A 22,946-nucleotide genomic window follows, 5' to 3' on the forward strand; every position below is an offset into this window, starting at 1 on the left:
ATGAATCTATTAAAAACCGATTTTGCCATTATTGGTGATACGGATACAATGACAGGTGAATTTCCCATGGATACCGGCGAAGCCGGTATTGAAATACTGGCTGATGAAATGGTTTTTGAAACGCCTTATGGGCAAAGTCCGGTTTTTCGTTTGTTTGCCCTTGATGGTCGTCAGGTTATTACCTGTCGGCTGCAAGGGGGATCGCTTATAAATGATCAAAGCGAGGAAGTACGCCGCGTGTTCTGGGTACTCAGGGAAGTCGGAGTCAAGCGGATTGTGGCTCCGGGCTGTGTACGAGGAGTTAATCATTTGCTGGAAACGGGAGATATTGTCGTTCCTGAGGACTATATTAATCTTTCTCCGCACAGCCATGTTTTTTTAGAAGGAAATGACCGGTTGGTGATGGAAGATGCTCTTTGTCCGGAGGTACGCGAACAGCTGGTACGGACCGCCCGGGAACAGGGGGAAGCACGCATTTTTAAACGCGGTGTATATGCCGTTAACAGTGGTTCTCCCGGTGAGAGTTCAGCAGAGCTTGCCCTGCTTAAGGGCCAAGCGGATATGACCGGACGCCGCTTATGCCCGGAAGTATATCTAGCCAGGCAAATCGGGGCATGCTATGCAGGTATTTATGTGGTAGCAGGCAACCCGGCGGCAGTTGATGCTGCACTGCTTAATCCGATTATTATTGGTACCGTGCGCAACTTGGCGGTACTGGGAAAATGTGATTGTAAAGCATTAGCAAAAGAGATGCAATGAGATATTTACACGCTAGGCGAGATGTGATATAGTTTGGGAATATCGAAAGGGACAGGGAGGATAAAATGGAAAATAAAGAACTAGTGCTTGTTATGGATTTCGGGGGCCAATACAGCCAACTAATAGCCCGGCGGATTCGCGAATGCGGTGTATATTGCGAAATTGTGCCTTTTAATACGCCTGTTGCTAAAATCGTGGAGCGTCAGCCGAAGGGCATTGTTTTCTCCGGCGGTCCGTCCAGTGTATATAGTGAAGGAGCACCTCGCTGCGAGCAGGAAGTATTTAACCTGAACATACCGATATTTGGTATTTGCTACGGTATGCAGCTTACTACTTACATGCTGAATGGACAAGTTGCTCATGCTACTTCCCGCGAATATGGTAATACCCGTTTAACCATCGATAAAAGCGAAGGCTTGTTCGACCAATTAAGCGGTGATACGCAGGTGTGGATGAGTCACGGTGATTATGTTGCCGCAGCTCCGGAAGGATTTACTGTAACAGCACATACCAGCAGCACCCCTGTTGCCGCTATTGCTAATGAGCAGCTGCGGATCTATGGTGTTCAGTTCCACCCGGAAGTGGTTCACACTCCGGAAGGTATGAAAATGATCCGTAACTTCCTGTTTACCACTTGTGGCTGTAAAGGCGACTGGGATATGGGATCTTACGTTGATATTGCCGTTCAGCAAATCCGTGAGCAAGTAGGCAATAAAAAAGTGCTTTGCGCCCTAAGCGGCGGAGTAGATTCTTCGGTTGCGGCAGTACTGGTACATAAAGCAATCGGCGATCAATTGACCTGCGTTTTTGTTAATCATGGTTTCCTGCGCAAAGGTGAGGCTGAGCAAGTTGTTAAAACCTTCCGTGAAGGCTTCCACATGAACCTGGTTTATGCCGAAGTTGTGGATCGCTTCCTGACCCGTATGGAAGGCATTACCGAACCGGAGCAGAAGCGTAAAATCATCGGGGAAGAATTCATTCGTGTCTTTGAGGCCGAATCAGCCAAGCTGGGAGATATTGAATTCCTGGTGCAGGGCACACTGTATCCTGACGTTATTGAAAGCGGTACGGCCACTGCGGCAGTCATTAAAAGCCATCACAATGTAGGCGGCTTGCCGGAAGACATGAAATTCAAACTGATTGAGCCTTTGCGCGACCTGTTCAAAGATGAGGTGCGTGCATTGGGCCGTGAGCTCAATCTGCCCGAAGATATTGTCGGCCGTCAGCCGTTCCCAGGACCTGGACTGGCTATCCGCATCATTGGTGAAGTAACGGAAGAGCGCCTGGAAATTCTGCGCGAAGCGGATGCTATCGTGCACCAGGAAATTAAGCTTGCCGGCTTGTATAACAAAGTATGGCAGTCGTTTGCCGTATTGCCGGCAATGAAGAGCGTTGGCGTCATGGGCGATGAGCGGACTTATGCCTATACGGTCGGTCTCAGAGTTGTGTCTTCTGAAGATGGCATGACAGCCGATTGGGTTCGTCTGCCTTACGAAGTCATTGACTCCATCTCGCGCCGCATTGTAAATGAGGTAAAAGGGGTTAACCGCATTGTGTATGATGTGACCTCCAAACCACCGTCCACCATTGAATGGGAATAAGCATTGTCGCTTATTTCCGAACGATAAACAACAATCGCATAAAATAGTTCACTTTTTTGTTGACACTCTTTGTCGGAAACTGGTACAATAAGTTACGTAAATTCCATATAGCTCGTATAATTTTGAGGATATGGCTCAAAGAGTCTCTACCGGACAACCCTAAATTGTCCGACTACGGGTGAACGTGTATCAGGGGGTTCCGCAGCTTATTTACTATTGGCTGGACTGCGACCTTATGGTACAAGCGCTCTATAGCAGCGTTACACCGAAGGGTAAAAGCCCAGGCGGAAAAGTTTTGCTCAAAATTCAGAAGCAACTTTTCCTGTCTGGGCTTTTTTAATTAAACCGGACGGTGCTGGCAATACTGTTAGAGCTACACTTATAAAAGGGAGAGAAAAGAATGCTAGAAAAGTTGTTTTCCCTTAACGCCCGTAAAACTGACGTTAAGACAGAGGTCATGGCAGGTATCACGACGTTCATGACAATGGCCTACATCCTGTTTGTTAATCCCAGTATTTTAAGTTCAGCCGGTATGGATAAAGACGCTGTGCTGCTTGCGACTGCGCTGGGCGCCGGTATCGTAACCATAATGATGGGTGTTTTTGTAAATTATCCGATAGCGTTAGCTCCCGGCATGGGCTTGAATGCCTTTTATGCATTTACCGTTGTTATCGGCATGGGTGTTTCCTGGCAAATTGCTTTGGGCGCCGTATTTATTTCTGGTCTTATTTTTGTTCTTCTCACTGTTACCAATGTGCGCCAATTGCTGGTAGAAGGTATGCCTTCTTCCCTGAAACACGCGATTACTGTCGGTATTGGCCTGTTCATTACCATTATCGGGTTGAAGCTTTCTGGTATTATGAGTATCCGTTTGTCCCTCATTCCGCCTACTTTGGAAAAAATTGTTGCCGCTAAAGGCAACGGAACGCCTCTTAGCTTTGAAACTATTATTGAAATGGGCAAGCTTGCCCATCCAGAAGTACTTGTAGCTATTTTCGGGCTGCTGTTCATTGGTGTTTTAATGGCCCGCAATGTGAAAGGCTCTATGCTGATCGGCATTGTTGTGACTACTATTTTGGCCATCGCCATAGGTATTGTGAAGGTACCTGCCGGTTTCAGTCCTGTTGCTATTCCTGATTTCAGCAAGAATGCTTTTTTTGCGCTGGACATCTGGGGCGCTTTGAATATGGGCTTATTAACGATTATTTTCACGTTCACTTTTGTTGAACTGTTCGATACCATGGGAACGCTGGTGGGTACTGCCACTAAAGCGGGCCTTATGGACAAAAAAGGCAAGTTTCCCGGCATTGGCAAAGCGATGCTTGTTGATGCTACCGGTGTCAGTCTGGGTGCCCTTTTGGGTACAAGCACGATTACTGCCTTTGTTGAAAGTGCTGCCGGTGTCGGTGCTGGCGGCCGTACTGGTCTTACTGCCGTTGTTTGCGGTATTCTGTTCTTGTTATCCCTGTTCTTTATTCCAATTGCCGGTCTGATTCCGGATGCTGCGACTGCTCCTGCCCTGATTATCGTGGGTGCGCTCATGATGGAATCAGTGCGCCATATTGACTTTGGCGATTTTACGGAAAGTCTGCCTGCATTCTTGACGATCATCATGATGCCTTTTACCTACAGTATCGCCAATGGTGTTTCGGCCGGGCTGGTTGTCTATCCGCTGCTCAAGCTGATTAGCGGACGGGGCCGGGAAGTACACTGGATCGTTTATGTTCTGGCTGTACTTGTGGTATTGCGCTTTGCCTTCTTATCTGAATAGCGATTGACTCAATAAGCGAAAAATAACCCAGATACGAAGACAAAAAATCTTCCGTATCTGGGTTTTAAACTCTCCGGTTTAACCGGAAAAGAAAGGATGGATTTATCAATGAAAGTTGCCATTATTATGGGTAGTGACTCAGATCTGCCCGTATTGCAGCCCGCCCTGGATACTCTGAAGGAATTTGGCATTGCGATGGAAGTTCTGGTAGCCTCTGCTCACCGGACACCTGACAAAGTGCATACCTTTACTGCCGGTGCTGCAGAACGGGGTGTACAGGTGATCATTGCCGCTGCCGGTGCCGCTGCTCATTTACCTGGAGTCGTGGCTAGCTTTACTACCCTGCCGGTTATCGGCATACCGGTAAATAGCACATCGGTGGGAGGCTTGGATGCCTTACTCAGCATTGTTCAAATGCCTGCAGGTATTCCTGTCGCTACCATGGCGATTAACGGAGCAAAGAATGCCGCGCTCTTTGCAGTGCAGATTCTAGCTACCGCTAACCGGGAAGTGGCGCTCCGGCTGGTTGATTACCGGTCAACAATGGCAGCTGAAGTAGAAAGAAAAAACGCTGCGCTGCAAGAAAAGCTTGCTGCGCAAGCATAATAATGAATTAGGGGGATGGAAATGATGAAACAGCCAATTTATGAAGGAAAAGCCAAGATGATGTACACAACTGACAATGCTGATGAGCTATTGGTGTACTACAAGGACGATGCTACTGCGCTGAATGGATTGAAAAAAGGGACTATCGGCGACAAAGGAATCATGAACAATAAAATATCCGCTTTCTTCTTCAACCTGCTGAGCCAGCATGGGATTGCCCATCATTTTATCCGCCTGGTCAGTGACCGGGAAATGCTGGTCAAAAGCCTGACAATTTTGCCTGTGGAAGTAGTCGTACGCAATATTAGTGCAGGTTCACTGGCAAAGCGCATTGGCTGGGAAGAAGGCAGAAAAATGCCGCAAACAATTGTTGAACTTTATTACAAAGATGATGAACTGGGGGATCCACTGATCAACCATTATCATATTCGCGCTTTAGGGCTTGCAACCGACGAACAGGTACATGCTATGGAAGAGATGGCTCTTAAGATCAACGAAATATTATCAGCTTACTTGCTTACGAAAAAAATTGAACTGATCGATTTCAAACTGGAATTTGGCGTGCATAAAGGACAAGTCCTGCTTGGGGATGAAATATCTCCCGATACTTGCCGGTTCTGGGATAGTGAAACAAAACAAAAACTGGATAAAGATCGCTTCCGCCGGGATCTCGGTAATGTGGAAGATGCTTACAAAGAAATATTGCGCCGTTTAACAGGCGAGGAATTATAAAACGCAAGCAAACAACTTGCAGATAAGGAGAGTGGTTCAATGGTTTATGATAATGAAAGCGATAAGCTGCGGGAAGAATGTGGAGTCTTTGGTGTCTACGGTGAGCTTGACAACATGCCGTTGAGCATTTACTGGGGGTTGTTCGCTCTCCAGCACCGGGGTCAGGAAAGCGCGGGAATGGCGCTGACTGATGGTGACTATATGGATGTACATCGGGGTATGGGCCTGGTAGGAGAAGTCTTTCATGAACTGCCGGACAAGCCCAGCCGTATTGGGATCGGCCATGTCCGGTACTCAACAACCGGATCGAGCCTGCTTGCCAATACGCAGCCTTTATTAGTTCGCTTTGCCGGTGGCCCAATCAGTTTGGCTCATAATGGAAATCTCACCAACGCCCTGGAAATACGGGAGCGCTTGGAGCAAAGCGGCAGCGTTTTTCAAACCTCGATTGACAGTGAGGTGGTGGTTAACCTAATCGCCCGCTCCGGTCGGGCTACGATTGAAGAAAAAATTACGGAAAGTGTTTTGCAAATTCAGGGAGCCTATTGCCTGGTTATTATGACCCGGGACAAGCTGATCGGTGTTCGTGATCCTCATGGATTCCGGCCGCTTTGTATTGGCAAGCTGAATGGCAGCTGGATTATTTCTTCCGAATCCTGTGCCTTGGATACCGTTGGAGCTGAGTTCGTCCGTGATGTCGAACCTGGCGAAATGGTGGTGATTGACGAAACCGGTCTCAAATCCTACCGGTTCGCTCCACAGGATAAAAAAGCACTTTGCATTTTTGAATATATTTATTTTGCCCGTCCAGACAGCGTCATCGATGGACAAAGCGTCTATCAGGCTCGTCTTGCTATGGGACGTCAGCTGGCCCGTGAAAGCGGCTTTAAAGCGGATATGGTCATATCCGTACCCGACTCGGGAACGGCGGCCGCAATTGGCTTTAGTTATGAAGCGGGAATTCCTTATGCTGAAGGCTTGATCAAAAACCGGTATATTGGGCGTACGTTTATTCAGCCTGAACAGAAGAAGCGCGATCTTGGCGTAAGGATTAAATTAAATGCCGTTAAATCAATCGTTAACAATAAATCGATTGTGCTGGTTGATGACTCGATTGTACGGGGAACCACCAGCGGCAAAATTGTCCGTATGCTTAAAGAGGCAGGCGCTAAAGAAATTCACATGTGTGTCAGTTCTCCGCCGATATCTTTTCCCTGTTATTATGGGATTGACACCTCTATCCGCAAAGAATTGATTGCCTCTTCGAAGGCAGTGGAAGAGATCCGGCAGTTTATCGGCGCCGATTCGCTGCATTATATATCATTAGAGGGACTCTATCAGTCCTTGAGTGATGTCAAATACGACGATATGTGTTATGCCTGCTTTAACAGCCGTTATCCGGCAGATATTCCCTGTGAACACCGGGAGGGAGGAGAAAAGTATGTCTTCGAATAACAATAACAGCAATAAAGGGTTAACTTACCGGGATGCCGGGGTAGATATTGATGCAGGCAACCGGACAGTAGAGCTAATGAAAGCTGATGTCCGTGCCACATACCGGCCTGAAGTAATGGGGGACATTGGCGGCTTTGGCGGGCTTTTTGCGCTTAACGCTGCCAAATACCGTGAACCGGTGCTGGTGTCGGGTACGGATGGCGTAGGAACAAAATTGCGCATAGCCCTGATGGCCGGCAAGCATGATACGATTGGTCAGGATGTCGTGGCCATGAGTGTCAATGATATTTTAGTTCAGGGAGCAGAACCGCTCTTTTTTCTGGATTACATTGCCGTAGGCAAGCTGGAGCCCGCGCAAGTAGCCACCATCGTGTCAGGTGTAGCCCGGGCCTGCAAGGAATCAGGCTGTGCTCTCCTTGGCGGTGAGACTGCAGAAATGGCCGGGTTTTATGCAGCAGGAGACTATGATATTGCTGGTTTCGCTGTCGGAGTTGCCGAAAAGAGCAAGCTGATTACGGGAGAAACGATTCGTCCTGGCGATAAATTAATCGGCTTGCCGTCAACAGGCCTCCATTCGAATGGGTTTTCGCTTGTCCGTAAAATATGTTTTGATATTAAGCAAATGTCGGTAGAAGACTATATTCCTTCACTCGGACGCCCGCTAGGCGAGGAACTGCTAGTTCCAACCCGCCTGTACCCCAAGGTTTGCCTGCCATTAATTGAAGAATTTACGATTAAAGGTATGGTCCATATTACAGGCGGCGGTTTTTATGATAATATTCCCCGGATAATGCCTGAGGGCTGCAATGTGGAAGTAGACACTGCAAGCTGGCCGCAGCTGCCGGTCTTCAACTTACTGCAGCAGTGGGGCAATGTTGACTGGCCGGAAATGTACCGTACCTTTAATATGGGGATCGGTATGATTCTTGTGGTTGGTGCTGATGAGGCTGAGCGGGTACTGGCTCACTTGGCTGAGCGCCACGAACCGGCGTACCTGATCGGACAGGTAACGGAAGGTGACGGACAAGTGATTCTCAGGGGAGGCTCTTTTGGTGACTAAGGTGAAAATCGGCATCCTTGCTTCCGGGCGGGGCAGCAATGCCCAGGCTATTCTTGACTCCATTGCAGCAGGGGTAATCAACGGCCAGGTTGCGGTCATCATTAGTGATAACCCAACGGCTCAGGTGCTGGAACGAGCTGAGAAACAGCAAATTCCCGCCTGCTGCATCGAACGGTCTGCTTTTAGCGATAAGCGACGGTTTGAGGAAGCCTTAGCTGCAGAACTAGAGCGGCATGGTGTACAATTGGTCGTGCTTGCGGGGTTCATGAGACTCTTAAGCCCTCATTTTATCAGCCGTTTCCCCCGGAAAATTATGAACATTCATCCCTCGCTGCTGCCGGCTTTCCCCGGGCTAGATGCACAGGGCCAGGCCATCCGGTATGGTGCTAAGGTATCAGGCTGCACTGTTCACTTTGTTGACGAAGGAATGGATACGGGACCAGTCATTCTGCAGCAGGCGGTAGCTGTTGCTAGTGATGATACTCCCCAAAATCTGTCGGAACGCATTCTGCAGGTTGAGCATGAACTTTATCCCCGGGCGGTTCAGTTATTTTGTCAGGGACGCCTGCATTGCGAGAGCCGCATTGTGCGAATTGATGCTGCCAAGGAGGAAGAAAAATGAAAATCAAACGGGCACTGCTTAGTGTTTCCGATAAAACAGGACTGATTGAATTCGCCCGTGAACTCCATGAAATGGGTGTTGAAATTATCTCAACCGGCGGTACGATGAAAGCACTGCGTGACGCTGGTATTCCTGTTATCTATGTGAGTGATGTTACTGGTTTTCCGGAAATTATGGACGGCAGGGTCAAAACGCTTAACCCTTTCATCCATGGCGGCATTCTGGCAATTCGCGATAACGGCGACCATGTAGCAGCAATGGAGAAGCATGGCATTACCGGGATTGATATGGTAGTTGTAAATCTTTATCCGTTTCGCCAGACCATTGCCAACCCTGAGGCAACGCTCAGCGATGCAATCGAGAACATTGATATTGGCGGACCAGCAATGATCCGGGCCGCTGCTAAGAACTTCAACTATGTAACGGTTGTTGTTAATCCTGCCCGTTATGAGACAGTACTTGCTGCGCTCAGACAAGAGGGTACTGTAGCAGCTGAGCTGCGCATGGCTCTGGCGCAGGAAGCTTATGGACATACAGCCGAATATGACGCCTGCATCAGCCGCTATTTGGCAGCACAGGCCGGGGAGAACTTATTTCCTGACAAGCTCCACCTGGTGTATGAGAAGGTGGAAAATCTGCGGTACGGTGAAAACCCTCATCAGCAGGCAGCCTTCTATAAAGAATGCGGTACTAAGGGCCAGGGAATTGCTCATGCCCGCCAATTGCACGGTAAGGAATTATCTTTTAATAATATTGTTGACCTGGAAGCTGCCTGGACAATTGTAAATGATTTCGATGAGCCGGCAGCAGCGATCATTAAACACACTAACCCTTGCGGCACCGGCATTGGGAGCACCATTGCCGAAGCTTACAATAAAGCATATACAGCAGATCCGGTTTCCGCTTTTGGCGGAATAGTCGCAGTGAACCGTTCCGTAGACAAAGCAGCTGCCGATGAGATGAGTACGCTGTTTCTGGAAGCAGTCATTGCACCGGCTTTCGCTCCGGAGGCGCTTGCTATTCTGACCACTAAAAAGAATTTGCGTCTTCTCGAAGCTCCGTCGCTTGCCAAAGGCGAAGAAGCAGATCTAAAAAAGGTATCAGGCGGCCTGCTGATGCAGCAAATGGACCGGTCTGTTGAACAGACCGGAGAGTACCGGGTAGTGACTAAACGTCAGCCAACCGAAACTGAGTGGCACCAATTGGTATTTGCCTGGAAAGTGGTAAAACACGTCAAATCCAATGCTATTGTAGTAGCAAACCAGAATAAGACGCTCGGTGTCGGGGCGGGTCAGATGAACCGGGTTGGCGCAGCAGCAATTGCGCTGGAGCAGGCAGGTGCTGCCGCGAATGGTGCGGTGTTATCTTCTGATGCTTTTTTCCCGTTCGGAGACACGGTAGAAGCAGCGGCTAAAGCTGGTATAACGGCGATTATTCAGCCTGGCGGCTCGGTGCGGGACGAAGAATCCATTACTGCAGCGGACAAATATGGAATTGCGATGGTGTTTACCGGCATACGTCATTTTAAACATTAGGAGGATTGCCATGCGTGTACTGGTTATTGGCGGCGGCGGCCGCGAGCATGCTTTAGTATTCAAGCTGTCACAAAGTCCGCAAGTGGATGAGATCTATTGCATTCCTGGTAATCCCGGTATTGCAGCATTAGCCTGCTGTGTAGAAATGGATATCGCTGACAATGCTGCGCTGGCGCAGTTTGCCAGACAGCATGATATCGGCTTGACGGTAGTAGGACCTGAGATACCGCTGGTAAACGGCATATGTGACTACTTTGCCAATCAGGGGTTGGCTGTGTTTGGACCCTCTCGGGCGGCAGCCCAAATTGAAGGCTCCAAGACCTTTGCCAAGGATTTAATGCGTAAATACAATATACCCAGTGCCCGTTATGCAACCTTCACCTTAGCTGAAGAGGCCAAAGCATATATCCGGGAGCAGGGAGCACCCATTGTCGTTAAAGCCGATGGTTTGGCGGCAGGCAAAGGTGTGGTAGTGGCCCTGGACGTGGATGAGGCCTTGACTGCAGTCGATACGATGATGACAGAACGGATCTTCGGCGATGCCGGAACGGTCATTGTAGTCGAGGAGTTCATGGAGGGAGAAGAGGCATCTCTCTTGGCCTTTACTGACGGCTATACGGTAGTTCCCATGGTAGCTGCGCAGGATCACAAGCGCATCTTCGATAATGATGCCGGTCCTAACACAGGCGGTATGGGTACATATGCTCCTGCGCCGGTAGTAACGGAAGCTTTAAAAGAGCAAATTGTTCGCGAAGTTTTGCAGCCTGCCGTTGAGGCCATGCGCAAAGAAGGCTGTCTCTATAAGGGCTGCCTCTATGCAGGCTTAATGATTACAGCTGAAGGTCCCAAGGTAGTAGAATTCAATGCCCGCTTCGGCGATCCCGAAACCCAGGTTGTTTTGCCGCTGCTCAAAACCGATTTGATGGCCGTTTTAATGGCTTGCGTAAATGGTACGCTTGCGGATACTGCGATTGAATGGTCTGAAGAAGCGGCAGTATGCGTCGTTTTGGCTGCAGGCGGATATCCAGGCTGGTATCAGAAAGGGCATGTCATCAGCGGCATTGAAAACGCAGAACAGCAGGGAGCACTGGTATTCCAAGCCGGTACTGCCAGTGAGAAAGGCAGCGTTGTTACCGCCGGAGGCCGTGTGTTGGGCGTGACCGCTGTGAGCGGGAGTATTGCAGATGCTGTGGATAAAGTCTATGGTGCCATCCCGCAAATTCACTTTACGGATATGCAATATCGCCGCGATATTGCCCATCGTGCATTAAGACGGTAACAGGCAGGTGTCATAATGGATATCGGCGGCTGGATGTTAAATATTGTCATGCTTGTCATTTTGCTAGGCGGCTTTTTACTGACCGTAATTGGCCTGCCCGGTAACTGGCTGATTTTCTTTACTGCCTTAGGCTATGGCTTTTACTATGATTTTACCGGTTTTACGGTAAATTTGGTGCTGCTGTTACTGGGCTTGCTGCTTGTCGGCGAGATTGTGGAATTCATTGCCGGTGCTTTGGGAGCACGCAAACAAAAGGCTTCTACGCTGGCTACGGTGGCTGCTTTTATCGGTGGTATTACCGGAGCTGTGGCAGGTACGGCTGTGCTCCCGATCATCGGCTCTTTGCTTGGCGCCTTTGCCGGTGCTTTTGGAGCGAGCTATCTGGCGGAATACCTGATTACCGGCAATCGCGACCAGTCTCACCGGGTGGCAAAAAGCGTTTTAGCCGGGCAAGTGGCTGGTATGGTTGTCAAAATGGCGATAGCCATTGCAATGGCTATAACGATAGCGGTTAATCTCATATGGAATAAAATGTAACCTTATTCACCACCTTACCTTCATCCTGCTGCATAATAAATAGTAAGAGTGCGGTATCAGGGTAAGAATAAGAAAGAAGCCTTTTCTAACCGAAAAGGCTTCTTTCTTATTTATCCACTAGGTGGAAAAGGGAACAGTCCCCTTTTTTGAGCAGGAAACAAATCGAAAAAGCACGAAGATAAACTACACTACACTCTCAATGTAAAGGAGAAAAAGTTATGCAAGTTTTCCGTTCCGCTTGTCCTTATGACTGTCCGGATACCTGTGGACTGCTCATTCATGTTGATGAAGGAAAGGCCGTAAAAGTAGAAGGCGATCCGGAGCATCCCTTTACACGAGGCACGCTTTGTCCTAAGATGAATCACTATGAAAGAACGGTTCATTCTTCCCGGCGTATTGAAACACCCTTACTACGCACCGGTCCAAAGGGGAGCGATGAATTTACTGCTATTTCCTGGGATGAGGCTATTGCACATATTCAGCAGCAATGGCAGGAAATCATTGCCCAATACGGTGCTGAGGCTATTCTGCCATACTCCTATGCCGGTTCGATGGGCCAAATACAGCGCAATGCCGGGCATCCCTTTTTCTATAGTCTTGGTGCATCGCAGCTAGAGCGTACCATTTGCTCGCCTGCTAAGGGCGTTGGCTACAGTGCGGTCATGGGAAGTACGATGGCCCCTCATCCGTCAGAAATACAGGACAGTGATTTTATCATTCTCTGGGGAATACATGCACTGGCAACCAGTATTCACAGTCTTCATGATATTAAAATCGCCAGAGAACGGGGAGCAAAGGTCTGGCTGATTGACACCTATCAAACAGGGACAGCCCAAGTTGCTGATGAAACCATAGTTATCCGGCCGGGAACCGATGGGGCTTTGGCATTAGGCATGATGCATATAATCGATAGAGACAACCTGGTAGATCAGGATTTTATCGCCACCTCAGTCTTAGGCTATGAAGAACTGGCAGCGCAGATACTGCCTGACTATTCGCCGGAGGAGGTCAGCAAAATAACCGGCATAGCCGCATCCGTGATCGAAGAGTTGGCGAGACGATATGCGTCAGCGCGGGCGCCTTTTATTACACTGGGCAGCGGCATGTCACGGTATGGCAATGGAGCAATGACCATTCGGACCATCACCTGTCTCCCGGCACTGGTTGGTGCATGGGACAAAAAAGGCGGTGGTCTGTTAGCCAGTATTTCTACAGGAAGTGCCTTTGACAGCAGCCGTGTAATCCGTGAGGATTTTCAGGAAAGACCTACGCGGTCTATTAATATGAATCAAATCGGCGAGGCCTTAAATGAGCTTACCGATCCACCCATTAAGAGCCTCTATGTATATGTGTCCAATCCGGCGATTGTAGCACCTGATCAAAACCGGGTGCTCCAGGGGCTGGCACGGGAAGATCTGTTCACCGTTGTTCATGAACGGTTTATGACTGATACCGCCCTGTATGCCGATATTGTTCTGCCTGCCACTACCTCATTGGAACACAGCGATATCTACCGGGCATATGGCCACTATTGCATGCAGCGGGTTCGAGCCGTGATTGAGCCGGTAGGACAGGCAAAATCCAACTGGGAAGTCTTTTGCCTCCTTGCAGCAGCAATGGGAATTGATAAACCGTTCTTTAAGCAGTCGGCAGATGAACTCATAGACAGTATTTTAGCTAACCCGTCTTCCTGGCTGGCTGGTGCTCCTATCGATAAACTGCTCGCCGGGCTGCCGATGGAATTGCCGTTGCCTGAAGGCTATAAAACGAAATTCAATACGCCTTCCGGTAAGATTGAAATTCTCAATACCCGGAAAAAAGAGGCGCTGCCTCGCTATACCCAGCCTTATGGTGATCCAGCTGACTTTTGGCTGATTAACTCGCCGGATATTCGTTTATTGAATTCCTCTTTTAATGAACGAGCAGATTTAACGCAAAACAACAAAATGCTTCTCCAAATGAATACTGCTGATGCCGCAAGACTTAGTCTACAAGATGGCCAGCTGGTAATTGCCTATAATGAGCGGGGTGAGGTAGCTTACCAATTGAAAGTTACTGATAAAGTTCCTGCCGGAGTGGTTGTTGCCGAAGGTGTGTGGTGGCTTGAGCACACGGTCAGCCGCCGTTCCTCCAATACTCTTACTGCGCAGCGTCTAACCGACAGTGGCAAAGGCAGCACATTTTATGATGTGAAAGTCAATATCCGGGCAAGTGAGGAGTTGGTGGACCAATGCTAGCCGGGGGCTTTGCAGAATCGGCCTGCCTGGTGGGAAAGATGAAGCTTGGCGGCAATGTATATGTTGCCCAAGGCTCGATCCTCCGCTCCCTTGAGGAAGGCATTACAGTTGAAAACAGCAGCTATGTTCTGGAAAACAGTGTGATTATCGGCAATGCTGCTTTCCCCACTCATATTAAAGCGAAAACGGTCTTTGGACATAAATCCATTGTTATCGGCGCAACAATCGGGAATCTCTGTGAGATCGGCAATAACGCGCTGATTATGCCGGGCGCTGTCCTCGGTGATATGTGTATCCTGGGAGAAGGGACCTTATCCGCGAAGGAATGATTGTTCCAGACGGTAGCGTGGTGGTTGGCAGACCGGGGCGTATCATCCGTCAGCTTACTCAGCAGGACCGCGACATGGTCAAAAGGATGCGAGGTAATGACATAACCTTGCCTGTCTTCCAGGCAACTACAATAGAAAAACTGCCTGAAAAGGGGGATATGATGGGAAAGCTATATGCTTACGGCGACAAATTTCCGCAAGTTGATGAAAAGGCGGTACTATTTCCTTCAGCCGAAATCACCGGTGATGTTACAGTGGGGGCAAAAACAATTATTGGTGCCGGTGTCAAAATAATCGGTGATTCTCATGGTCCAATTCGCATTGGCAGTAATGTACAGATACTAGAAAACACAGTGCTCCATTTGCTGCCCGATAATGAGCTAATCATTGAAGATCATGTAATTATCGGACCGGGCTGCGTTGTCCATGGCTGTCACATCGGCAAAGGAAGCGTTATTGAACCAGGGGCTATCATTTGTGATAACAGTAAGCTGGGCAGCAATACATTAGTAAAAGCAGGCAGCGTGGTGAAACAAAAAAGCCACTTCCCTGAGAAAGTGGTAGTAGAAGGATTTCCGGCAGTGATTATTGAGTCGCTGACCAAAGCGCTTCAGCAGCCTTTGTGGAAGCTGGATTATGAGAAGCTGGCGGAAGGATGAATATAGTTTAAATATACATAGGTTAATATAGCAAAACGCCCTGCTGTAACAGGAGCGCTTTCGCCTTAGGAGTAGAGAGGTTACCTCCAGAATTCTCGGATGATAGATCATCTAGAGAAAGCCGCTTGAGACGGTGATAGTGTATTCAGTTTGGGACGAGTGGACACTCGTCCCATTTACATTATCTCAACTTTGATAATATGTGGATAAGAAGTAAGATGAAAAGACTCAGCAATTTAGAGTATAAAGAAAAAAGGGGACTGTCCCCTTTTTCTTAACTGCTACATAATGTATCTCAGACCTCTACCACCCCAAGGTAGAGGCCTGTCGTTCATTCTGGTAATTATGGGCAATCTGGCTTATAATGATGCTAGCTTGTACAATTGGGAGGTATCCGATATGTTGCCTGCTTTTGATCTTACGGGGAAAGTTGCCATTGTGACAGGAGCTACGCGAGGCATTGGCCGTGGGTTGGCTGAGGGGCTGGCCCAAGCGGGTGCTAATATTGTGGTTGTCAGCCGCAATAAGACTGAATGTGAACAGGCGGCGGCTGAAATTGCTGCGCTTGGAGTGAAAACACTGGCCGTACCGGCAGATATAACAAAACTAGCCGATATTCAACAGTTAGTGGCGAAAACGCTGGAAGTTTTTCCGGTCATTGATATTCTGGTCAATAATGCCGGTAATGCGATAACAAGGCGGGCAGAAGAGGTAACCGAAGAAGACTGGGATCATGTAGTAAACCTGGATCTAAAAGGGGTCTTTTTCTGCTGCCAGGCAGTCGGCCGGGAGATGATCAAGCAAAACCATGGTAAAATCATTAATGTATCTTCTATCTTGGGCTTAGTGGGCGAGAAAATGGTTGCTCCTTATTGTGCTGCCAAAGGCGGGGTTATTCAAATGACGAAAGCGCTGGCTCTGGAGTGGGCTCGCTATCATATTCAGGTTAACGCCCTCTGTCCCGGCTATGTAGAGACGGCAATTAATGCAGAAGAGTTGAAAAATGAGAAAGTCCGACAATATTTAGTCGGCAAGACTGCCGCGAAACGGCTGGGGAATGTGGAGGATATGCAGGGCGCTGTTGTTTATATGGCCTCTGCAGCCGCAAACTACATGACCGGTCAGGTGATGACGGTAGACGGCGGCTGGAGCGCACAGTAACATTTGCATACTATTTAGCAGGATTAACACTACTTCAGGAGGCTTATTCGTTGAAGATTAAAACAAAACTTATACTTGGCTACATGCTTGTTGGCTTATTGAGCGCAGTGGTAGCTGCGGCGGCAATATACGGATTTGACCAGATCAAAGACCGGTATCAAACGATTATTAAAGAAGAAGAAATTACCATTGTTAAGCTGAGGGAGATTCAATACTACTTTACCGGGCAGGCAAATGATGAGCGCGGATTTTTACTTACCGGCAGCCTTGAATTTCAAAAAGAAATCGGTGAAAAGTCGGAGAATGTTAAGAAGCGCCTTGAACTGTTGAAAAAACTGAGCGATACCGACAAAGAAAGGGAATTGCTCGACAAGATTGATAAAGCCCATTCAGATTTTACGACAATCAACTTTACGGTTATTGATTTCTACATGAAAGGTAAGGCAGAAGAGGCAAAAAGGCTGTCTTTTAATGAAGGCAGACAAACACGCAAGTCCTTAGAATCAAGCTTTAATGAGCTGGTACAAATTCAAGAGGCGACAATGGCGGAAAGAATTGCAGCGGCTGAACAGCGGTCTGGTTTTCTGGTCATAGTCATTATCGGTGTTGCAATCGGGGCTGTGCTTGCCGGTACGTTTGCCGGGATCATGATTGCCCGGCTGATTGTCAGACCAATTGATATCCTGCACCATGAGCTCATTAAGCTTGCTGAAAACGGCGGTGACTTGACTCAGACTATTCAGGTGACGAGTCGGGATGAAATTGGTGAGCTGGCAAAGGCAGTGAACCGGTTTTTGGCTGATTTACGCCAGATTATGGTGCAGGTACTGAATTCTGCGGGCACGATGGCGGCTTCAACGCAGCAGCTGTCGGCAAGTGCTTCCGAATCGGCGCAAGCTTCCAATCAGGTAGCTGCGACGATTACTCAGGTTGCTGCCGGAGCATACCGTCAGCTGGCAGCCGTCGCGTCAGCCTCGACAATTGCAGAGAATATTGCAGCAGAAATCAAACAAGCGGCAGCCAATACGGACACAGTTGCAGGTACTGCAGGCAAGGCGGCCGAATCAACACAAAATGGCCGTCAGGCAATTGAGCAGGCAGTTGATCAAATGGCTGGTATAGATGAAGCAGTAGCAAAATCAGCTAAAGTTGTGGCCAAGCTGGGCGAGCGATCTCAGGAAATCGGTCAGATTATCGATACTATTTCCGGTATTGCCGGACAGACCAATTTACTAGCCTTAAATGCGGCAATAGAAGCCGCACGGGCAGGGGAGCAAGGCAGAGGCTTTGCCGTAGTGGCGGAAGAAGTACGCAAGCTTGCCGAACAATCCCAGCAGGCCGCCAAACAGATTGCCGCACTGATCGGTGAAATCCAGCATGATACGGACGATGCTGTTATTGCCATGAATGAGGGCACACGGGTTGTTGCTGCCGGATCTGTAGTGGTCAATCAGGCCGGACAGGCATTTCAGGAAATTGCTGCTTATGTCGGGCAGGTTTCCACGCAAGTGCGGGATATATCCGGCGTTGTTAAGCAGACAGCGGCCGATAGCAGGCAGATTGTTTCTTCCGTACAGGAAATCAGTCAGGTTAGTGAAGAAACCGGAGCACATACGCAGACCGTTTCTTCCGTAACAGAAGAGCAATCGGCATCTGCCCAGGAAATTGCGGCTGCCAGCCAGGCATTGGCTAATCTTGCAGAAGATTTGACGCAGATTATCGGCAAATTCAAGGTGTAATTGACGATAAGTATTAGACTTTAAAAAGTAAGGGACTGCTTTGCTGTTAAGCAAAGCAGTCCCTTTTGGATTAACTTAACGTACAAGGCGCTGTAAGGCCTCTCTACAGTTGCCAGTATAACTGCCGCCGTGGTAGCAGATGATTTGCTCGATATCATAAGTGAGCAGCTTTTTAATAGACTCTTTAGCGGTAGCCATATCCAATGTATATTGCGGATTGGCCATCGCGAGGTCGCTATTCTCCATTGTCAGTGCATCGCCAGTAATAAGCGTTTTATAGTCATGCAGATAAAGGGAAATATGTCCGGGCATATGGCCGGGAGTGGCGACGACTTCGATGCCGCCGCAGCAATCAAGGCGTGCTTTGTCGCTTACGCAGCAATCAACAGCAACGTGCTTCATTTCCTGCAGCTTCTGCTGAAAGTTTCTGGCGAAATCCTTCTGCTCTTCCGGCAATGTGGGGTAGATGTCTTCGGCTTGCTGCAGGCGCAGGGATTTTCGTCTGCCGCTGATATATGGCTCTTCTATACAGGAGGCAATTATTTGTACCTGGGGATAGGCTTGCTTGAATTCTGCCAGAGCACCCATATGGTCATAGTCATGATGGGTAATAAAGATTTTGGTTAGCTTACTGCAGTCAAAACCTGCTGCTGCCGCTGCGCTAGTCAACAAGGGGAAAAAGCCGGGATAACCACAGTCAAATAGCACCATCTCAGTCTCATCACATACGATGGCAGGATAAATGGTATTGGTTATGCCGCCGGTGGTAAACTCTACAGGTAGAACGGTTAGCCTGTTCATGAGTGAGGCCTCCTAACGTTTATAACGCTATCATAACCTTAATTTAGAAAAAATTTCAAGTGCTTTATGAGTGCAGACTATTCCGTTTCTTGCCCTGAACGTTTGTTCGTGATAGTATGCTAATAGATAGAATTACAGAGCGAAGGGTAAAAAGATGTCTGCTAACAGGATCATTAAAATTTCCGTACGGAATTTAGTTGAATTTGTGCTGCGCTCCGGCGATCTGGTAGCGGCCTTTACCGGCAGCTCGCGCATGGTGGATGGAGGTAAAATTCACCGGAAGATTCAACAAGCACAAGGCGCAGAATACGAAGCGGAAGTCAGCTTGTCCGTAGAAGTGGAGAGGGACGGGCTAACGCTGCATATTGGCGGGCGGGCTGATGGTGTGATAACGGGCACCGATGAGAATGGGACGCTTCGGGTGACGATAGATGAGATCAAGTCAACGACTGCAGAACTGGAAGGGATTGAAGCAAGTCACAATCCGCTCCACTGGGCGCAGGCTAAGTGTTATGCCTATATCTATGCCCTGCAGCATGAGCTTACGGATATGAATGTGCGGATTTCCTATTGCCAGGCGGTTACGCTGGAATTAAAAATCTTCGAGCAGGTTTTTTCCTTTGCTGAGCTGACGCAGTTTTTTACTCAGCTTGTGGATCAATATGCAGCATGGGCGAAGCAGGTTGCAGAATGGATTGCCGTTCGTGACCGGACTGCGCAGGAGTTGGAATTTCCTTTTCCTCAGTTTCGCCAGGGGCAGCGGCAGCTGGCGGTAGCTGTGTATAAGGCTCTTGTTGAAGGACGCAGGCTGTGCGCCCAGGCACCTACCGGCACGGGGAAAACCATCGCCACTATTTTTCCTGCCATGAAAGCAATGGGGCTGGGCCATATTGAAAAGCTGTTCTTCCTGACCGCCAAGACAGTAACACGTCAGCTGGCGGAAGAGGTTTTTGCCAGGCTGCGTGAGAGCGGCCTACAGTGCAAAACCGTAACGATAACGGCAAAAGAGAAGATCTGTTTTATGCCCGGCGCTGCGTGCACGCCTGATGAGTGCTCCTATGCCAAGGGTTATTATGACCGCATTGGTCCTGCATTGAGTGCCTGCTGGCGCTTAGAAAATCTTACCCGTGAAAATATTGAGCAGCAGGCCAGGGAGCACCAATTGTGTCCTTTTGAATTTACCCTGGATTTGGCAGTATGGGCAGATGCCGTCATTTGCGATTATAATTATGTATTTGATCCTGCTGTTTATTTAAAACGTTTTTTTCAGGATAACGACAGTACCTACTGTCTGCTGGTCGATGAGGCCCATAACTTGATTGACCGGGCGCGGGACATGTTTTCTGCGCAAATCAGCAAGCAGGATTTTCTTACTATCCGAAAAGTAGTCATGAAGAAACTGCCCCGACTGGCAAAAGCAGCCGGGAAGATTAATGCCTTCTTGCTGGAGGCAGGAAAAGAATGTGTGGAAACGCCGCGAGCCGGGCAGTCAGCCGCATGGGTACAGGAGGCCGCACCGGATGCCCTTTTGCCGTTGCTGCGAAATTTTGCTTCTCAAGCGGAAAAATGGCTGTCCCAAAATGAACAGACTGATTTTCGTGAGACACTCTTAGAACTGTATTTTCAGGTGTTTGCCTTTTTGCGGACAGCGGAAATGTATGATGAGCGGTATGTAACTTATGCTGAAAAGATCGAGAAGGACATCAAGCTCAAGTTGTTTTGTGTAAATCCGGCCGAACTGCTGCGGCAGGTTTCGGCGCGGGGCAGGTCAGCAGTCTTTTTTTCGGCTACGCTGACACCGCTTGATTATTTCTTTGCAATGGTGGGAGGAGAGGACGGCGACGGCAAACTAGCGGTGGACTCCCCGTTTTCTCCGGATAATTTAGGGCTGTATATAGCCGATACAGTCAGTACCACTTATAAAATGCGGGCTCAGACTTATGATGAGATTGTAGACAGGATAGCGGCAATGACTGGAGCAAGAACGGGAAACTATCTAGTCTTTCTGCCGTCCTACCGGTATCTGGAGGAAGTGGCTACACGCTTTTGTGCAAAAGAGTTGCCAGTTAAGGTGATTTGCCAGGTCAGCGGGATGACGGAAGAGGAAAGGTCTGAGTTTCTGCAGCAGTTCGCTGATGAAAACCAGGAGACGCTAGTTGGTTTTGTGGTATTAGGCGGGATATTTGGGGAAGGCATTGATTTGACCGGCGAGCGCCTGGTCGGAGCGGTTATTGTCGGAGTTGGCCTGCCGCAGGTTTGTCTGGAGCGGGAAATCATCCGCGAATGGTTTACGAAGAATCAGCAGCAAGGTTTTGACTATGCGTATGTATATCCTGGCATGAATAAGGTCCTGCAGGCGGCAGGGCGGGTTATCCGCACCGAAAAAGACCGGGGACTGGTCTTGCTGATTGATGAACGCTTTGCCGAGCGAAGGTATAAAAAGCTGTTTCCTCCAGAGTGGCGAAAAGCCATGAGTGTTAAGAATGCTGCCGGCATTGCCGAAAAAGCACAACGGTTCTGGTAGCAGGATCTGAGTTTGTTATCAAATTTGTGTAACTGTTTTTTCTTTTTGGCGTAAAATACACTTGACAGTGTAATATCATGGCTATACAATTAGAGCAAATAGCTACAAGCGATGAACGGGAAGAGTACATATAGCCGCTTTTGCTCAGCGAGCTGGTGACCGGGCAACCGGAGGTGTGATGACCAGTCAAAAGCGTATATCGAATGGTCCTGTGAGCTGCCTCCCGAACGTTTTCTAGTAGGAGAGGCCGGGTGCCACCGTTATTATGGCTAGGGTATCGGAGTAGTTTCCCGTACCTGAAAAAGAGAAAACGCTGTGTTTTCTGAATTAGGGTGGTATCGCGAACCATTTCGCCCCTTTGGGTGGAATGGTTTTTTATTTTGCCTTAGTTTATTCAGAAAATAAAGCAGTTTCTAAAGTAGGGTGGTACCGCGAACCATTTCGCCCCTTTGTTGGGGTGAAGTGGTTTTTTTATTTTCCAATATAAGGGGGAAAGGAAATGTTAAAAGACTATTTGACTCATTTGCTGGGAGGCCAGGATTTCTCCGCTGCTCAGGCAGAGCAGGCGATGGGGATTATTATGGCAGGGCAAGCCAGCCAGGCTCAGATCGGGTCCTTTCTTACAGCTCTTAGGTTAAAGGGAATATCCGGCAGTGAAATAGCAGGTTTTGCTGCAGCAATGAGGCAGCATTCACTGCGCATTGCATGCGGCAGGCAGGACCTGCTTGACACTTGCGGCACAGGGGGGGACGGCAAAGGTACTTTTAATATTTCCACGGCTACGGCCTTTGTGGCGGCAGGCGCCGGAATTGCCGTTGCAAAGCACGGCAACCGCGGCATTTCCAGCTCTTGCGGCAGTGCGGACGTATTGACTGCGTTAGGTGTCAAAGTTGATCTCTCCCCTGAAGCTGTGGCCCAGGCGATAGAAAGTATCGGCATTGGTTTTTTGTACGCGCCGGTATTTCACCAGGCCATGAAGCATGCCGCCAGGCCGCGGCAGGAGCTAGGTTTCCGTACTGTCTTTAATCTCCTGGGGCCGCTTACCAATCCAGCGGGGGCAGAGCGGCAGCTGATTGGAGTCTATGAAGCAGCTGTCACCGGTAAAGTGGCAGAGGCCCTAATGAATCTTGGCATACAGCGGGCGATGGTGGTGCACAGCTTTGACGGTCTCGATGAGATTTCCACTGCCGCACCTACCCAGGTGGTAGAAGTACAAAATGGCGAGATGAAAGAATATGTCATCAATCCGGAAGAACTGGGATTTACCCTCTGTGATCAGAAGGCATATCGCGGCGGTTCCCCAATGGATAATGCAGCATTACTGCGTGGTGTGCTGCAGGGTGATCCGGGGCCGAAACGGGATGTGGTGCTGGTAAATGCAGCAGCTGCATTAGTCGTTGGCGGTAAGGCAGAAACGCTGGCGGAAGGCGTGGCTATTGCTGCTAAGAGCCTGGATAGCGGGGCTGCCTATGAAAAATTAACCGAATTGCAGCAGCTAACCCATAGCTATCGAGAGGAGGAATTAGCATTATCATAAAG

The 22,946-nt window shown here is 48.8% G+C and carries 19 protein-coding genes, 1 riboswitch and 1 other annotated feature; of the genes, 18 read left to right on the plus strand and 1 reads right to left on the minus strand.

The window, feature by feature from the left end:
• From RTR76_RS03965 to RTR76_RS04040, 16 genes are all read left to right on the plus strand, one after another.
• Window positions 1-759 (plus strand): phosphorylase, encoded by a 759-nt coding sequence (locus RTR76_RS03965; RefSeq protein WP_312516926.1) that lies wholly within the window; start codon window positions 1-3, stop codon window positions 757-759.
• Window positions 760-824: 65 nt separating this feature from the next.
• Window positions 825-2,360: a glutamine-hydrolyzing GMP synthase gene (gene guaA / locus RTR76_RS03970; protein ID WP_312516927.1), complete on the plus strand. Its 1,536-nt coding sequence runs from the start codon at window positions 825-827 to the stop codon at window positions 2,358-2,360.
• 92 nt (window positions 2,361-2,452) lie between these two features.
• Window positions 2,453-2,555: riboswitch (purine riboswitch) on the plus strand.
• Between the two features lie 205 nt (window positions 2,556-2,760).
• A complete protein-coding gene (locus RTR76_RS03975) occupies window positions 2,761-4,131 on the plus strand; it encodes an NCS2 family permease (RefSeq protein ID WP_312516928.1) in 1,371 nt (456 codons plus the stop codon).
• Between the two features lie 108 nt (window positions 4,132-4,239).
• The gene (gene purE / locus RTR76_RS03980) at window positions 4,240-4,737 is read left to right on the plus strand and encodes a 5-(carboxyamino)imidazole ribonucleotide mutase (protein ID WP_312516930.1); all 498 of its coding nucleotides are present in this window, start codon (window positions 4,240-4,242) and stop codon (window positions 4,735-4,737) included.
• A gap of 21 nt (window positions 4,738-4,758) precedes the next feature.
• Window positions 4,759-5,469 carry a phosphoribosylaminoimidazolesuccinocarboxamide synthase gene (purC, locus tag RTR76_RS03985; RefSeq protein WP_312516932.1) on the plus strand — a complete coding sequence of 237 codons (711 nt, stop codon included), beginning with the start codon at window positions 4,759-4,761 and terminating at the stop codon, window positions 5,467-5,469.
• A 39-nt stretch (window positions 5,470-5,508) separates the two neighbouring features.
• Entirely contained in the window at window positions 5,509-6,924 is a 1,416-nt protein-coding gene (purF, locus tag RTR76_RS03990) for an amidophosphoribosyltransferase (protein WP_312516934.1), read from the plus strand.
• Window positions 6,911-7,984 carry a phosphoribosylformylglycinamidine cyclo-ligase gene (gene purM / locus RTR76_RS03995; RefSeq protein WP_312516936.1) on the plus strand — a complete coding sequence of 358 codons (1,074 nt, stop codon included), beginning with the start codon at window positions 6,911-6,913 and terminating at the stop codon, window positions 7,982-7,984. Before purF ends, purM begins: the two co-directional genes overlap by 14 nt.
• The gene (gene purN, locus RTR76_RS04000; RefSeq protein WP_312516938.1) at window positions 7,977-8,606 is read left to right on the plus strand and encodes a phosphoribosylglycinamide formyltransferase; all 630 of its coding nucleotides are present in this window, start codon (window positions 7,977-7,979) and stop codon (window positions 8,604-8,606) included. The genes purM and purN overlap by 8 nt, the downstream gene beginning before the upstream one ends.
• On the plus strand, window positions 8,603-10,141 hold the full coding sequence (gene purH / locus RTR76_RS04005) for a bifunctional phosphoribosylaminoimidazolecarboxamide formyltransferase/IMP cyclohydrolase (RefSeq protein ID WP_312516940.1): 1,539 nt from the start codon (window positions 8,603-8,605) through the stop codon (window positions 10,139-10,141). Before purN ends, purH begins: the two co-directional genes overlap by 4 nt.
• Before the next feature lie 10 nt (window positions 10,142-10,151).
• Window positions 10,152-11,420 (plus strand): phosphoribosylamine--glycine ligase, encoded by a 1,269-nt coding sequence (purD, locus tag RTR76_RS04010; protein WP_312516942.1) that lies wholly within the window; start codon window positions 10,152-10,154, stop codon window positions 11,418-11,420.
• A gap of 15 nt (window positions 11,421-11,435) precedes the next feature.
• Window positions 11,436-11,957 carry a DUF456 domain-containing protein gene (locus tag RTR76_RS04015; RefSeq protein WP_312516944.1) on the plus strand — a complete coding sequence of 174 codons (522 nt, stop codon included), beginning with the start codon at window positions 11,436-11,438 and terminating at the stop codon, window positions 11,955-11,957.
• Between the two features lie 218 nt (window positions 11,958-12,175).
• Window positions 12,176-14,194 carry a molybdopterin-dependent oxidoreductase gene (locus tag RTR76_RS04020; protein WP_312516946.1) on the plus strand — a complete coding sequence of 673 codons (2,019 nt, stop codon included), beginning with the start codon at window positions 12,176-12,178 and terminating at the stop codon, window positions 14,192-14,194.
• Entirely contained in the window at window positions 14,188-14,523 is a 336-nt protein-coding gene (locus RTR76_RS04025; RefSeq protein ID WP_312516948.1) for a hypothetical protein, read from the plus strand. The genes RTR76_RS04020 and RTR76_RS04025 overlap by 7 nt, the downstream gene beginning before the upstream one ends.
• Window positions 14,524-14,597: 74 nt before the next feature.
• On the plus strand, window positions 14,598-15,182 hold the full coding sequence (locus RTR76_RS04030) for a gamma carbonic anhydrase family protein (RefSeq protein WP_312516950.1): 585 nt from the start codon (window positions 14,598-14,600) through the stop codon (window positions 15,180-15,182).
• Between the two features lie 399 nt (window positions 15,183-15,581).
• Complete coding sequence (locus RTR76_RS04035; protein ID WP_312516952.1) at window positions 15,582-16,343, plus strand: glucose 1-dehydrogenase; 762 nt, start codon at window positions 15,582-15,584, stop codon at window positions 16,341-16,343.
• 50 nt (window positions 16,344-16,393) lie between these two features.
• Window positions 16,394-18,082, plus strand: coding sequence for a HAMP domain-containing methyl-accepting chemotaxis protein (locus RTR76_RS04040; RefSeq protein WP_312516954.1), 1,689 nt, complete (start codon window positions 16,394-16,396; stop codon window positions 18,080-18,082).
• A 75-nt stretch (window positions 18,083-18,157) separates the two neighbouring features.
• Here RTR76_RS04040 and RTR76_RS04045 read toward each other — a convergent pair whose 3' ends face one another.
• Window positions 18,158-18,883 carry an MBL fold metallo-hydrolase gene (locus RTR76_RS04045; protein WP_312516956.1) on the minus strand — a complete coding sequence of 242 codons (726 nt, stop codon included), beginning with the start codon at window positions 18,881-18,883 and terminating at the stop codon, window positions 18,158-18,160.
• Between the two features lie 154 nt (window positions 18,884-19,037).
• On the opposite strand from RTR76_RS04045, the gene RTR76_RS04050 reads away from it, so the two are divergent.
• Window positions 19,038-21,407 (plus strand): ATP-dependent DNA helicase, encoded by a 2,370-nt coding sequence (locus tag RTR76_RS04050; RefSeq protein ID WP_312516958.1) that lies wholly within the window; start codon window positions 19,038-19,040, stop codon window positions 21,405-21,407.
• A gap of 102 nt (window positions 21,408-21,509) precedes the next feature.
• Window positions 21,510-21,768, plus strand: a binding site (T-box leader).
• Between the two features lie 138 nt (window positions 21,769-21,906).
• Window positions 21,907-22,944 carry an anthranilate phosphoribosyltransferase gene (gene trpD, locus RTR76_RS04055; RefSeq protein ID WP_312516960.1) on the plus strand — a complete coding sequence of 346 codons (1,038 nt, stop codon included), beginning with the start codon at window positions 21,907-21,909 and terminating at the stop codon, window positions 22,942-22,944.
• Window positions 22,945-22,946: the final 2 nt, after the last annotated feature.

The sequence above is a fragment of the Anaerospora sp. genome, assembly GCF_032013335.1.
In the GTDB taxonomy this organism is placed as follows: domain Bacteria; phylum Bacillota; class Negativicutes; order Sporomusales; family DSM-15969; genus Anaerospora.

What these genes read in the sequence shown, in the direction of transcription:
- RTR76_RS03965 (WP_312516926.1), top strand. Translation starts at nt 1, where the DNA reads ATGAATCTATTAAAAACCGATTTTGCCATTATTGGTGATACGGATACA.
- guaA (WP_312516927.1), top strand. Translation starts at nt 825, where the DNA reads ATGGAAAATAAAGAACTAGTGCTTGTTATGGATTTCGGGGGCCAATAC.
- RTR76_RS03975 (WP_312516928.1), top strand. Translation starts at nt 2,761, where the DNA reads ATGCTAGAAAAGTTGTTTTCCCTTAACGCCCGTAAAACTGACGTTAAG.
- purE (WP_312516930.1), top strand. Translation starts at nt 4,240, where the DNA reads ATGAAAGTTGCCATTATTATGGGTAGTGACTCAGATCTGCCCGTATTG.
- purC (WP_312516932.1), top strand. Translation starts at nt 4,759, where the DNA reads ATGATGAAACAGCCAATTTATGAAGGAAAAGCCAAGATGATGTACACA.
- purF (WP_312516934.1), top strand. Translation starts at nt 5,509, where the DNA reads ATGGTTTATGATAATGAAAGCGATAAGCTGCGGGAAGAATGTGGAGTC.
- purM (WP_312516936.1), top strand. Translation starts at nt 6,911, where the DNA reads ATGTCTTCGAATAACAATAACAGCAATAAAGGGTTAACTTACCGGGAT.
- purH (WP_312516940.1), top strand. Translation starts at nt 8,603, where the DNA reads ATGAAAATCAAACGGGCACTGCTTAGTGTTTCCGATAAAACAGGACTG.
- purD (WP_312516942.1), top strand. Translation starts at nt 10,152, where the DNA reads ATGCGTGTACTGGTTATTGGCGGCGGCGGCCGCGAGCATGCTTTAGTA.
- RTR76_RS04015 (WP_312516944.1), top strand. Translation starts at nt 11,436, where the DNA reads ATGGATATCGGCGGCTGGATGTTAAATATTGTCATGCTTGTCATTTTG.
- RTR76_RS04020 (WP_312516946.1), top strand. Translation starts at nt 12,176, where the DNA reads ATGCAAGTTTTCCGTTCCGCTTGTCCTTATGACTGTCCGGATACCTGT.
- RTR76_RS04025 (WP_312516948.1), top strand. Translation starts at nt 14,188, where the DNA reads ATGCTAGCCGGGGGCTTTGCAGAATCGGCCTGCCTGGTGGGAAAGATG.
- RTR76_RS04030 (WP_312516950.1), top strand. Translation starts at nt 14,598, where the DNA reads ATGGTCAAAAGGATGCGAGGTAATGACATAACCTTGCCTGTCTTCCAG.
- RTR76_RS04035 (WP_312516952.1), top strand. Translation starts at nt 15,582, where the DNA reads ATGTTGCCTGCTTTTGATCTTACGGGGAAAGTTGCCATTGTGACAGGA.
- RTR76_RS04045 (WP_312516956.1), bottom strand. Translation starts at nt 18,883, where the DNA reads ATGAACAGGCTAACCGTTCTACCTGTAGAGTTTACCACCGGCGGCATA.
- RTR76_RS04050 (WP_312516958.1), top strand. Translation starts at nt 19,038, where the DNA reads ATGTCTGCTAACAGGATCATTAAAATTTCCGTACGGAATTTAGTTGAA.
- trpD (WP_312516960.1), top strand. Translation starts at nt 21,907, where the DNA reads ATGTTAAAAGACTATTTGACTCATTTGCTGGGAGGCCAGGATTTCTCC.